Annotated in this window: 10 protein-coding genes; 2 read left to right on the top strand and 8 right to left on the bottom strand. The window is 57.9% G+C overall.

All coding sequences use genetic code 11. The annotated features are described in order from the left end of the window. Positions 1-329 precede the first annotated feature (329 nt). From HK23_RS09675 to HK23_RS09690, 4 genes are all read right to left on the bottom strand, one after another. The gene (locus tag HK23_RS09675; RefSeq protein ID WP_086653813.1) at positions 330-2,531 is read right to left on the bottom strand and encodes a TonB-dependent receptor; all 2,202 of its coding nucleotides are present in this window, start codon (positions 2,529-2,531) and stop codon (positions 330-332) included. A gap of 418 nt (positions 2,532-2,949) precedes the next feature. Next, positions 2,950-4,575, bottom strand: coding sequence for a bifunctional aspartate transaminase/aspartate 4-decarboxylase (locus HK23_RS09680; protein WP_086653814.1), 1,626 nt, complete (start codon positions 4,573-4,575; stop codon positions 2,950-2,952). A gap of 130 nt (positions 4,576-4,705) precedes the next feature. Beyond that, positions 4,706-5,644 carry a DMT family transporter gene (locus HK23_RS09685; protein WP_086653807.1) on the bottom strand — a complete coding sequence of 313 codons (939 nt, stop codon included), beginning with the start codon at positions 5,642-5,644 and terminating at the stop codon, positions 4,706-4,708. Positions 5,645-5,726: 82 nt separating this feature from the next. Further along, positions 5,727-6,902: an AI-2E family transporter gene (locus tag HK23_RS09690; RefSeq protein ID WP_086653808.1), complete on the bottom strand. Its 1,176-nt coding sequence runs from the start codon at positions 6,900-6,902 to the stop codon at positions 5,727-5,729. Between the two features lie 273 nt (positions 6,903-7,175). On the opposite strand from HK23_RS09690, the gene HK23_RS09695 reads away from it, so the two are divergent. Then, positions 7,176-7,865 carry a TetR/AcrR family transcriptional regulator gene (locus tag HK23_RS09695; RefSeq protein WP_231888173.1) on the top strand — a complete coding sequence of 230 codons (690 nt, stop codon included), beginning with the start codon at positions 7,176-7,178 and terminating at the stop codon, positions 7,863-7,865. A gap of 17 nt (positions 7,866-7,882) precedes the next feature. On the opposite strand, the gene HK23_RS09700 is transcribed toward HK23_RS09695, so the two are convergent. Further along, a complete protein-coding gene (locus HK23_RS09700) occupies positions 7,883-8,287 on the bottom strand; it encodes a DUF4112 domain-containing protein (RefSeq protein WP_086653809.1) in 405 nt (134 codons plus the stop codon). A 32-nt stretch (positions 8,288-8,319) separates the two neighbouring features. Then, entirely contained in the window at positions 8,320-8,703 is a 384-nt protein-coding gene (msrB, locus tag HK23_RS09705) for a peptide-methionine (R)-S-oxide reductase MsrB (RefSeq protein WP_063907052.1), read from the bottom strand. Positions 8,704-8,940: 237 nt separating this feature from the next. Here msrB and HK23_RS09710 point away from each other — a divergent pair, with 237 nt between their 5' ends. Further along, complete coding sequence (locus HK23_RS09710; RefSeq protein ID WP_086653810.1) at positions 8,941-10,398, top strand: cryptochrome/photolyase family protein; 1,458 nt, start codon at positions 8,941-8,943, stop codon at positions 10,396-10,398. A 28-nt stretch (positions 10,399-10,426) separates the two neighbouring features. On the opposite strand, the gene HK23_RS09715 is transcribed toward HK23_RS09710, so the two are convergent. Then, positions 10,427-11,197: a helix-turn-helix transcriptional regulator gene (locus tag HK23_RS09715; protein ID WP_086653811.1), complete on the bottom strand. Its 771-nt coding sequence runs from the start codon at positions 11,195-11,197 to the stop codon at positions 10,427-10,429. A gap of 72 nt (positions 11,198-11,269) precedes the next feature. Then, positions 11,270-11,854, bottom strand: coding sequence for an acyl-homoserine-lactone synthase (locus HK23_RS09720; protein ID WP_086653812.1), 585 nt, complete (start codon positions 11,852-11,854; stop codon positions 11,270-11,272). Positions 11,855-12,127: the final 273 nt, after the last annotated feature.

The raw sequence follows: 12,127 nt of genomic DNA on the forward strand, positions 1-12,127 counted from the left end.
ACGGCAACGCCCTGCTGCCGCTGTCTGAACAGACAGGTGGTAAAATGGGGATGCTGATCATCACCGCTGTGACTGCTGAAAACTATATCGTTGACGCTGAACAGACGGACGCTGTGAGAAAACTCACCGCCTGATCTTTCTGCATAACCAGACAGAAGGCACCATTCTTTGCGGAATGGTGCCTTTTTTCGTTCTTCTTTATGTTTTTCAGAAAAAGCCGGTCATGGCTGGAAGCACACATTCTGCCACGCGGGCCAGACGGCCGGGTGACAGGATGTGCCTCGCCCTAAGGACGACGGACCGGCTTTCGTCTCGTGCGGAAAAATCCTTTAGAGATCAAATCGGGCGTTGAGATAGACGCTTCGGGGTGCGCCGACGAAAAAGTAGTCGGAGGCCAGAACACCCCAGTAGTGGGTATTGGCGACGTTATCCAGTTCTGCCCTGAACGTGACGCGGTGTTTGCCGATATGTGTGCGGTAGCTGGCCCGCAGGTTGAGCAGGGTGTAGCCGGGGATGTGATAGACGTTCATGGCGTCACCCCACATTCTGCCGGTGTAATGCACTTCTGCTGAGGCAGACAGACCGGGCACGGCCTGAATATTGTTTGTGAGCGTAAACATATTCTGGAACGTGGGAATCGCTTCCGCCGTGTTCCCCTGAATGGACGGGTCGGTCTTTTTGTATTTTGAGGCCTCGATCCCCAGACTATCCGTAACGACAAAGCCGAGTGGCAGGTCCACATGGCCGTTCAGTTCAAACCCCTGATAGACCTGCGTGCCGTTGGAGACATAGTAATTATCCGCATTGGCATATTGCGCGCCGCGCGTGATGCGATAGAGCGCGCCGGTCAGATCCCACGTGCGGCGGGTGATCTTGGCCCCGACTTCAACCTGATCGGACCGGATGGGCGGCAGGGTCTGGCGGGCGTTTTTATAGGTATCGCCAACGGTCCCGCCATTTTCCAGAGCCTGAACATAGCTGGCATAGACTGTCATGTTCCGAACGGGATGATAGAGCAGCGCCACGGTGGGGGTAACGGGGTTGACCTTGTATGTTGTTCTGACATCCGCAGCGCTATAACTGTTCTGCTGGAAATTGGTGTAGCGCACCCCTGCCAGCAGAGACCATTGGGGGGTAAACGTGACCGTATCGCTCAGGAACAGGCCGACCTGATCTGACCGGTAATTCCGGTAAACAGGAGAGTCGTTATTGACGTTCCATGGGCGGGGAATAATCGGCGCATACATGTTCTGGGAGCCGATATTGACATACTCGCTGTTGGTGGGGAGATATTTGGTTAATCCCTGCCATGTGGCCCCCAACGTCACGTCATGTTTGACAAAGCCGGTGTGAAAGCTGCCCTCCAGAATACCCTGCGCCTGATTATAGTCGGACCAGCTGCGTGGGTCTGTAGAGAGGTAGGAGTCATAATCCCCTGCCCTGTTATTGAGCGACATCCACTCGCTCTGGTAGGAGCGCCAGTCCTGACTGTGACTGTAATCCACACGGAATTTCCAGTTATGACTGATATCCCACTTCAGACCGGTCGTCAGAAACAGGACATGCGACGTGAACATGGAGCCGGGATAGGAATTCAGGTTTTTATGCCCGCTGATGGGGTCCGGGAGTTTGTTGGAGGGGTAGGTTGTGGGGTCGATAAAAAAGTCCTGCACCAGACCGCGTATTTTTCTGTCCTGATAAATAGCGTCTGCGGTCCAGAGCAGGTTTTTGGCGATACGGGCATCCACACCCAGAGAACCGGAATAGCGCTCCACGTGGGAGCCGTTATAGGTCTCGCCTTTTTCATGCGTCAGATTCAGACGGTATCCAAACACCTTGTTAAACAGGCGGCCGCCGGTATCAATATGCTCACTGGCGATGGCACCTGAACTATATCCGGCATCGACCTCAAACGTGCGGCGCTCCGTGGGTTTTTTGGTCTGATAGTTGATGATACCGCCCGGCGCGTTGAAGCCATACATATAGCCGGATGCGCCTTTGAGAAGCTGAACGTTTTCAAAACTTTCCAGCGGCAGCTCAACAGTTGTCATATAGAGCGGCGCACCGTTGATCTTGTAGCCGTTATAATCATCCAGGGGCACGCCGCGCACCGTCACGCTGTAGGCGTTGAAGGAATAAGTATCCCCGTTGGTGACAACCGACGCATCCTGAGACAACAGGCGGGACAGAGATTTCACCTGTCGTTCCTGTATTTCTGCGCTGGTGATGGTGCGGATAGAAAAGGGGGTATCCAGCGGCCTTTTGCTGCCCAGCGCCCCACCTGAGAAGGCCGGGGTTGCGGTGCCATGCACATCCAGCTCTTCCCGTCTGGCACTTTGCGGTTTGCCGGATGCGGTTGGAGCCGTCTGAGCCGGAACGGACTGGGATTTGCCCGGCCGCACCTGAGCAGAATGGGGCTTGCTGGGCTGCTGTGTGGCCGGGTGCTGTTGGGATGTGCCTGAGGTCTTTCTCTTTTCAGCGGCGCGGATTTCTGCGGGCGTTTTAGCGGCCTTTTCCTGCGCATGCGCCATGACCATGCTCATCCCGCAAGACGACACAACAGTTCCAATTAAAACGAAACGTCTTGGTGATATCATTATAGCACGACCATTTTTAGTGTATTTCACTTCCGAGATATCGGGAACAATTCACACCGTCAATCCGTATATATCGATTCTTATCATTATTTTTGTGTTATATGTTTAATACTATTTTAATCGTGTTATTTGGATCCAGGACGAGCATGAGCGCCACGCCTTCAAGGGTGGCGACTGTGCTGGTGTTTCGGAACTATGTCGGGATTTCAGGAGGACCGGGACGCGGTTTATCTGACCCTATCCGGGCGGGGCGTCACACAGGAACGTGACGCCTGTGTATGGGGGCAGAGTGGTCTTCTCTGCCCCCGGTCTGTGCTGTGTATGCTGGCCTACCCGCTGCGGCGGGATGAGGTCAGGGGGTATTTTTGCTTGTTGTGTCGGTAGCTTTTTCTTTTTTGTAGCGTTCGTAATACTCGTCCGCCATGCGGCGCAGCGCGCCACCAATGGCGGCGTACTGGTATTCATTCAGATTGGCGAGGGACGCGCGGGCCGAGGGACGACGCACGGCAAACCCATCGCCCGGCAGCAGCACCACGCCGGTCTCATCCGCAATACGGAACAGGATGGTCTGGTAGTCCACGCGGGTGATCAGCCAACGGGCAAAGCGGGTGCCGTAAAGGTGGGTGGCGACGTTGGCGAGGTCGATCAGGGTATAATAGTGCGTGCAGCCGGGGTCATTGGGTGCAGGCACGCCAAGGTCACGGTAGAGGGCAATCTCCCTCCGGTGCAGCAGGTTTTTCAGGGCCGTTTTATAGGCTTCCCGCCCGTCCATAAGAGCAAAGAGCGCAAACAGCACCATCTGCACCTGTTGCGGGGTGGAGAGACCAGCAGTGTGGTTGAGCGCCACGGTGCGGCTGTCGGCCACCAGACGATCAATAAACTTCAGGCCGCGCACATCGGGCGTGAGGGAGGCGTAGCGTTTGTCCAGCGCCTCCTTTTCCTCTTCCGGCAGGGCCGCGAGGGCCCGGTCCAGAACGTTTTGCGTGTGTGTTGCCACAACACCCAGTCGCCAGCCGGTAGAACCGAAATATTTTGAAAAGGAATAGACCAGAACAGTATTTTGCGGACAGACGCTATAAATCGAACGGAAGTTGTCGGCAAAAGTGCCATACACATCATCCGTGACAATGATGAGGTCCGGACGTTTGGTTTTGACGATGTCCGCAATGCGGGCCAGCCCGGCATCGTTCATTTTTACCGATGGCGGGTTGCTGGGATTAACCACCAGAAAAACCTTGATGGCGGGGTCGAGCAGTTTGTCCAGCTCGCTATCCGGATATTGCCAGCCTGCTTCCGGCGCGGCGTAGATGGGGACTTCATCCAGCTGGTAATCCCGCAGTTCCGGGATTTCCACATACGGGGTGAAGACCGGCATGCCGATGGCGGCTTTATCGCCGGGGCGGATCAGCCCGTTTTCCCGCAGGGAGGCGAAGATATAGCTGATGGCCGCTGTGCCGCCTTCCAGCGCGAACAGGTCCGTTGTGGCGTCTGGCATTGTGCCGCCTGCCATTTCCCGCAGGAGGTAATGGCGCACCACCTGCTCCGAATAGCGCAGCATGCGAGGCGGTGTTGGGTAATCACACCCCAGAATGCCGGCTGTCATTTCCTGCAGGAAGCCCTCGGCGGACAGGCCAAGCTGATCCCGCACGTAGGACAGGGCGCGGCGGAGGAAGGCCACGCCGGGTTCGGCCTTGTGGTCAGCCACAAAAGCGTTGAAGCGCGCCTCTATGCCATCTTTGCGGGGGAAGCCGCCAACGCCTTCTGCCATATAGGAAAAGGAGAGTTCTGATTCCGCCGTGGCGAACAGGCCAAGCTGGAAAAAGCCCTGCCGGGGGAGTGTGGCCAGAAAATTGGGGTTGCCGCGCCCGGCATCCAGCATGGCGCGCTGGGCGCGTCCGGACGCCAGCTTGATGAGCTGATCTTTCAGCTCAAACGGACTGAGGGTGTTGAATTTCTCGTAGTCGGGAGGCGTAGGCATGGCCGGTTCCTGAAGCAGGGGCTGCGCAAAGAAAGGCCAAATATGCACAAAAAATGGGCCGGTTGCCACCTTTATAGTCAGGCAAGGGGGCCGAGACCGGGGCTGGTCTCGGCGTTGTGATGAGCGTCTCTCAGCTTTTGGCGGCGGTTCGAGCCTTTTTCAGACTTTGGCTGATCCACCCATACCCGCTAACCAGCACCAGCCCGGCCACCACCAGAACTGCCCCGGTTACAAAGCCCGGCTCTACAGGTTCATGCAGCAGCACGGCCCCCAGCACCACGCCGAACAGAGGCGTCATGAAAGACAGCACGCCAATGCGCGAGGCCTGATAATGCCGCAACAGCCAGAACCACAGCAGGAACGCGATGAAGGAAAGAATAAGCACCTGATAGCTCAGGCTGAGCAGCAGAATGGGCGTGACGGTAAAAGCCGTCTGATGGAAAAGCACAGCTATGGGAAGCAGCAGTACGCACGCCCCCAGCAGCTGATAGAGCAGTGTTTGCTTGGCGGGGAGCCGGGAGAGAGAAGACATCCGGATGACCACTGTTGTCACGCCCCAGCTTGCTCCGGCCAGCAGGGCCAGTGCATCCCCCAGCAGGGACAGGGCCGCTCCCTGCCCTGCTCCGGCATGATGACCGAGGAAGGCCGTGCCGATGCCGCCAAATGCCAGCAGGATCCCTGCCCACTGGAGCGGGGCCATGCGCTCTGATGTTTCCATGAAGTGCAGGATGAGGGCTGTGAAAATGGGGGCCGTATACAGGAACACGACAGAGCGGGAGGCGGAGGTGTAGCGCAGCGCCTGCCCCAGAAACAGATATTCCAGAAAGAACAGCACGCCCACGGCCAGACCGGGCTTCCAGGTCTGGGCCACCTGCACCAGACGTTCCCGCCGGAAGAGCATGAGGACCACCACCAGCACGGCCGCCAGACCGGAGCGCAGCGCGATTTGCAGGATAGGGGCCATATCCTGCGCTGAGGCTTTGAGCGCGACCTGTTGCAACCCAAAACAGAAGCACAGGCCGACCATCAGGCTGGTGGCTCTGGCATCCAGCGGCTTGCGCGTGTTCATCCCTTTGTTTCCCTTTCGCACTGTTCCGTGTCCCTATGCAGCAGGACCAGCGACGGGAAAAGAGAAGATTTAAGAGCGTGTTTTACAGCATGTCTTTTTCTTTGAGCGGCGCAGAGAGGCGGGTAGCAACAGCCAGCAGAACGGCGGTGATGGGGGAGGCAAAAATGAAGCCCCACATCCCCAGAAACGCCCCAAAAATAGTTTGCGAGAGAATGGTGAGCGCGGGCGGCATGCTGACGGCGCGTTTCTGGATGAAGGGGGACATGACGTAGCCTTCAAACGCCTGAATGACGCCATACAGGCCCAGCACCATCAGGGCTTCCTGCGTGCTGACGGACAGGCCAATCAGCAAGGCCGGGATGGCCCCCACAAACGCCCCCAGATACGGGATGAAATTAGCCGTGCCTGCTATCAGCCCGAGCGGCAGAGCAAGAGGCATACCGATGGCCCACAGGCCGAGCCAAGTCAGCACGCCAACCACCGTCATATCCAGCATCTGCCCCGCCACCCACGCGGAGAGGGTATGGGCAATGGTTTGCAGCAGAGAGCGGACCAGCGGGCGGTGCCTTTCCGGCGTCAGCCGCAGGATGCCATTGGCATACAGGCGCGGGGAAAGCGCGAAATAGATGCCGGCAATAACAATCACAACCATTGTGCCGACGGAACCAAAGGTGGACGTCAGCACGTTGGTCATGGAGCCAGCAAAATCCAGCCCCGGTGCGCGACTGCCGCCGCCCGTCTGGTTGCCGCCGAGCGATTGCGGGACGTGGTCGAGAATCAGGTGGCCGAACTGGCCGCTGTTCAGGCGGTCATGCAGCGTGCTGATCTGTGAGACCAGAGCCGTGCGCAGGTGCCCGGCCTGCACCGTAAGTTCCGGCCCGAACACCCGCACCAGCGCCGTTGCAGCCGCAGCCAGAGCCAGCACCAGCAGCATGACGGACAGCCATTCCGGCAGGCGCAGCAGATGCGTAATCCACCGGGCCGCGCCGTGCAGTACCACAGCCACCAGTGCCGAGGCGCAGACAACCATCAGCACAGGGCCGCCTGTCCCGATAATCAGCCCCAGCACGCCCAGCACCACCACAACCATTACCAGCCGGTAGAACCGGGCCAGTGTGTGCTCCAGCGCCTGCACGGTGGCCAGGGCTGCCCCCTGTTGATCTGCGGGGGAGTGAGCGGCGGGCGGCGGGGCGTGGGGCGCGTGCGGGACGGAGGGGGCGCTGGCCGTATCAGGGGTTTTTGTGGGGGGCGGCACCATGACGTTCTGCTTCTCCTGCTGCCGCGCCCTGTTGCCGGGTGGTGAGGCAGACCTGCGTGATCTTGCGCCGTTTTACCCGCGGGCACCAGCGGCCAGAGTCTCACACATGCGGGAAGTGGTGAGGACAGGCTTTATCAGCATGGCAGATCCGGGCATGGTGGCAGAGGAACCAGTCGGCGTCTTGTCTTTCACGCAAAAAAAAGCGAGACAACACCCATCTGTCGGTCACCTGATACGCCTTTCCCCCGTCCGCTCTTTGAGGCCCGTTGCTTTATGACGAAACCTGACGCTGCCAGTCATCTGGACATGGCGCACCCCTGCCTTGAGGGGAAGAAGCGTCGGTGCGGGCGGCCGACCCCATCCGGGACGGAACAGCTGGACCAGCATTTGCTGGAAGTCGCGGCCAGCCTGTTTGTGGAGCATGGCTATGCCGGGACATCGGTCGACCAGATTGCCCGCAAGGCTTCCGCCAGCAAGCAGACGCTGTATCGGCGCTATCCGTCAAAGGAAGCACTGTTTAAGGCGGTAATTACCAACGTAACGGCCTGCCTGCTGCGCACCATGGCGGAAACGCCGCTGAAGGACCCGTTGCTGGAGCTGAAGCACGTCAGTCGCCTGATGCTGGATTTTATCGTGCGGCCAGATGCTTTGGGAACGTATCGGATTCTGATTTCTGACGCCTACCGCTATCCCAGCCTGATAGACCATGCTGTTGAGAATATCAGCGAGCCGTTTCACGCAAGTTTTCTGCGCTTGCTGAAAGCGGCGCAGGCGGCGGGCCAGATTGAAGAAGGTCACGCCGATTCCACGACGGCCCATTTATGGAGCGGATTGCTGACAGGCTGGCCGATGAAAGAAAGCCTGTTTGGCCTGCGCCCACTGGAAGACGAGGCCGAACGTGAGGCATTTTTTGAGCGGGCCTGGACGTTGTTCCTGCATGGCATTGGGGTGAAGCAGGACTAACGCCTCCGGGCCTGCCTTTAGCGGGCTGTATGCCCGAAATACTGCTCCAGCAGAGCGACGTTCCGCAGGTTGGCCTTGAAGGCGGCGTCGAACAGATCGCCTGCAATCGGCACGGTATCGACCGCCGTTTCCAGCAGGACGTTCCCGACCATACGGGCCAGCAGGCTGGTGGGCACGCGCAGGCGCCAGGCCTCCCACACGATATAGAGGGAGACGAGGCCCATCACCACGCTGCCGCCAACCGGCAGCAGGCCGACAATGGCGTCCACCCCCACCCGGAAGCGCGTGCCGGGGAGGCGGAAGGCGGCGTCCAGAATCCAGGCCAGCCGCCGGACACGGCGCAAACGATGCGCAATGTCCTCAGCGGTATGAGAGGCCGTATGGGGCGAGCCGTTTCCGGCTGTGGCATGAGCGTATGTCATGATTTACCAAATGGGAGAGGCCGGACCCGGATTCAAGAGGGCCGGAAATCCAGCGCCAGACCGTTCATGCAGTAGCGCAAACCTGTCGGCAGTGGGCCATCCGGAAAGACGTGCCCCAGATGCCCCTTGCAGGACGCACAATGCACCTCGGTCCGCACCATGCCGTGGCGGCTGTCCTGCGTGGTTTCCACCGCACCGGGGATGGCATCGTAAAACGAGGGCCAGCCGCTGCCGCTTTCATATTTGGTGTCGGACTCAAACAGCGTGTGGCCACAGCCCGCGCAGTGATACAGGCCGGGGCGTTTTTCATGGTTGAGAGGGCTGGACCCCGGATATTCCGTGCCGTGTTCTTTCAGAATATGTTCCTGCTCTGGCGTGAGCGGGCCGCAACCGGTGGGGGAACAGGACTGGGTCATGCGGAGGGTCCTTCTCTTTGGGGTGGTCTCTGGGAAATATGTGCCGTCTTTCTAGCGGGTTTTCTCATGAGTTGCACCGGGGCCAGCAGGATGTTGCCCAGACAGGCGGTATCGCTCAGCCCCGAACCGGAACGCTATTTAACGACAGTAAAAGCCAACGGTTGCATCAGGGCTGCTACGCTGGCGCAAAGGGCGCTAACCATTGCATAAGCGAGAGGAAGGCGGCACTCTCCCGCCATGACGGCTTCCATACCCCCCGCCCCTGTTCTTGTCCTGTTTCGGGATGATTTTCGCCTGAGCGATAACCCTGCGCTGCATGCCGCCTGCGCCACCGGCCAGCCGGTGCTGTGCGCGTATGTGCAGGATGAGGCCTGTCTGCCCAAAGGGGTGATTGGCTGGTGGCTGGGGCAGGCTGCCGGGGCGCTGGCCGAAGCACTGAGCAAGCAAGGCGGCACGCTGCTGACGCCGGAGGGGAAAACGCTTTCCGTCGTGCAGGATCTTGTGAAAGCTGCCGGGGTTTCCGAAGTTTTCTGGAACCGGCGGTATGACCCGGTGGGGAAAGAGATTGATACCGCTCTGAAAGCCGCGCTGACGGAACAGGGCGTGGCAGTACAGTCCCTTTCCGCACGGTTGCTGCATGAACCCTGGGCCGTGCGCACCGGAGCCGGGCATCCTTACCGGATTTTTACGGCATGGTGGCGCGCCGCACGGGAGCTGGGCGAGCCCGGCCGCCCCCTGCCCGCCCCGCAGACTATTCAGTTTGCCGCTGTGCCGGAGGCGTTTAAAAAAGACGTTGCCTCCAAAGCGTTGCGAAAGCCTGCCTTACCGGACGATGCCACACAGGCCGCGCAATACTGGCCGTGCAGTGAAGAAAATGCCCATACCATTCTGGAAGATTTTCTGGATGATACATTGGCGCACTATGAGACGGACCGCGACCGGCCCGACCGCGAGGGCACGTCTGGCCTTTCTCCCTATCTGCGCGCCGGGCTAATTTCTGCACGGCAGATCTGGCAGGCCGCACGAAAAGCAGAAACGCGCAGCGGTGACCATGTGAATACGGAAAAATTCCTGTCCGAACTCGGCTGGCGTGATTTTGGGTGGATGCAGCTTTTCTATGAACCCAAGATGCCAACCCGCAATCTGCGCTCTGAATTTGACCAGATGCCCTGGGAGAATGACCCAGAGGCTTTTACCGCCTGGACAGAAGGCCGCACCGGCTACCCGCTGGTGGATGCGGGCATGCGGGAACTAAGGGCGACAGGCACCATGCATAACCGGGTGCGCATGGTCGTCGCCTCCTTCTTGACCAAACATCTGCTGACAGACTGGCGTAAAGGCGAACGCTGGTTTTATGAGCGGCTGGTGGATGCCGACCCGGCACTAAATGCCATGAACTGGCAGTGGTGTGCGGGAACAGGGATTGATGCCTCGCCCTGGTTCCGCATTTTTAACCCCGTCGGGCAGTCCGAAAAGTTTGATCCCTCAGGGGCTTATATCCGCACATGGGTGCCGGAACTGGCTGGCCTGCCGGATAAGCTGATCCACACGCCGTGGAAAATGGACGCTACACTGAGCCGCCATCTGCGCTTTGTGCCCGGCACCACCTACCCGCACCCGATTGTGGAGCTGAAGCAGGCGCGCGCCATTGCGCTGGAGAGTTACAAAAACCTGAAAGGCGCTGACCAGAGCTGAGACCAGCGCAAACTGGCGGCTGATCGCCTCAGATCACGCCGAACTGGTTTGCGTTGAGAATGGCCATTTCTGTTGTCGCTGCTCCCAGCTTGTGGCGTGCGACACGCAGACACAACCGCACGACGGGGTCTGACAGTTTGAGCTTACGGGCAATTTCATGCCCCAGAAGGCCTTCGGCAGCCAGTTTCAGGCAGGCTCTTTCCTCGCCGGACAGAGCCATCGTCCCTCTGGTCTGGAACGCTGTGATCCGCAGATAGGCCTCATGCACATAATTGGCCAGCATCTGGTAATCGCGCACACAGCTTACGCGGGCGAGGCCCTCAAATTTATGCGGGTCATTGCTGGTAATGGCGAACAGGCCGCGGGAGCCGTCTATCCCCAGCAACGGGATGCTCAAGGCTGCATGTCCCAGACTGTAATCCAGCCCTTCCATGAGCAGACTGTAACCCGGCGTGCCTTTTTCAATCTTCAGGTCGCGCCATTCAAACGGCAGACCATTGTGCAAACCCCGTTGGACGACAGGGTCAATCAGCAGGTAGTTTTTGTTGTAATACCGCTCCTGCCATTCCCGCGGGTAAGTTGTGCAGGTAAAGCCGTCCGGGTTCAGAAGTTTTTCCCCTGACCCTGCAAAATAATAAACAACATTACTCATGTTGCATGTTTCAGGAATTTTCTGAAAAACAGAAGACAGCTCCTCCAGAGACTGTGCTCTGGTAATGGCTGAAACAAGGCCTTGCAAAGCTTTTGGAAGAATAAGGGTCGGTGCTATTTGCTTCATTGTCATAACCCGCACTCTCATATCGCATCTTCTCAGGTTCGGCCAGCATACTCCTGATCAGCAAGCCCAATCATTACAAATAAGTCGCTTTGTTCAAAATGGGCGGAGCTGCAATTCCGTCAGATGCCGCAACGTCAGCGGGCTGATATCCCATACCCCCACACAGAACTCCTGCCCGTTGATATCCCCCTCACAAAGAGGAAACGGCAGACATTCCAGACGCCGATACAACCGCAGCTTAGAACGGGGGTATGTTCCGACAACCTGTTTGATGCCGTTTGCGAACGCGCGGGCATACACTGTTTTCAGCACATCAAGCATCAGATTCCGCCCTGCCAGCGACGTTGTGTCGGCTGTTGTCGACAGATAGGAAAGCTCCCAGATATCCGGGCTGATAATATCCGGGCAGTACGGGAAATAAGGAGAAAATTCCTCCCGCAACATTGTCGGGCCTGTTGTGGGCATAATCCGCACGGAGGCGACGGCATCGCTGCTATCTTGCAGACCAACGATGTAAAAGGGGCTGCAACGCCGGTCATACTCGTCTTCTACCGGGCACGGCTGAAAGGCCTGTCCCCATTCCGGGTAGTTTTCAAAAAAATTTTTCCGCGAGATGAGCATTTTCTCATAAACTGAAAGAAACTGATGCCGCTCATCGTAAGAAAATTCATAAATCATAAGTGCTACCTGCTTTTAGTTTCAGCCTGTATAATTTTGACTTACCCCCTACATCTTGTTTGCCGTTTAACTCTCCGCAAGACACTGTGGATATATAAGGCACCCGCAACAGGATATCTAAAAATTTATAATATACCGCATGTTTTAACGATAAAAATCAACGAAACCCTGCCTTACAACACCACATAACCCTAAAAGTTCCTACCATGAATGACCTTTTACAGGCGGGGCTTCTATTTAGAAAATAAAGCAGAATTATGCCAAACTTGTTTG

Source organism: Acetobacter malorum (assembly GCF_002153605.1).
Classification (GTDB): Bacteria; Pseudomonadota; Alphaproteobacteria; order Acetobacterales; family Acetobacteraceae; genus Acetobacter; species Acetobacter malorum_A.

What these genes read in the sequence shown, in the direction of transcription:
- HK23_RS09675 (WP_086653813.1), bottom strand. Translation starts at nt 2,531, where the DNA reads ATGGCGCATGCGCAGGAAAAGGCCGCTAAAACGCCCGCAGAAATCCGC.
- HK23_RS09720 (WP_086653812.1), bottom strand. Translation starts at nt 11,854, where the DNA reads ATGATTTATGAATTTTCTTACGATGAGCGGCATCAGTTTCTTTCAGTT.
- HK23_RS09685 (WP_086653807.1), bottom strand. Translation starts at nt 5,644, where the DNA reads ATGAACACGCGCAAGCCGCTGGATGCCAGAGCCACCAGCCTGATGGTC.
- HK23_RS09700 (WP_086653809.1), bottom strand. Translation starts at nt 8,287, where the DNA reads ATGACATACGCTCATGCCACAGCCGGAAACGGCTCGCCCCATACGGCC.
- HK23_RS09695 (WP_231888173.1), top strand. Translation starts at nt 7,176, where the DNA reads ATGACGAAACCTGACGCTGCCAGTCATCTGGACATGGCGCACCCCTGC.
- HK23_RS09710 (WP_086653810.1), top strand. Translation starts at nt 8,941, where the DNA reads ATGACGGCTTCCATACCCCCCGCCCCTGTTCTTGTCCTGTTTCGGGAT.
- HK23_RS09715 (WP_086653811.1), bottom strand. Translation starts at nt 11,197, where the DNA reads ATGAGAGTGCGGGTTATGACAATGAAGCAAATAGCACCGACCCTTATT.
- HK23_RS09690 (WP_086653808.1), bottom strand. Translation starts at nt 6,902, where the DNA reads ATGGTGCCGCCCCCCACAAAAACCCCTGATACGGCCAGCGCCCCCTCC.
- HK23_RS09680 (WP_086653814.1), bottom strand. Translation starts at nt 4,575, where the DNA reads ATGCCTACGCCTCCCGACTACGAGAAATTCAACACCCTCAGTCCGTTT.
- msrB (WP_063907052.1), bottom strand. Translation starts at nt 8,703, where the DNA reads ATGACCCAGTCCTGTTCCCCCACCGGTTGCGGCCCGCTCACGCCAGAG.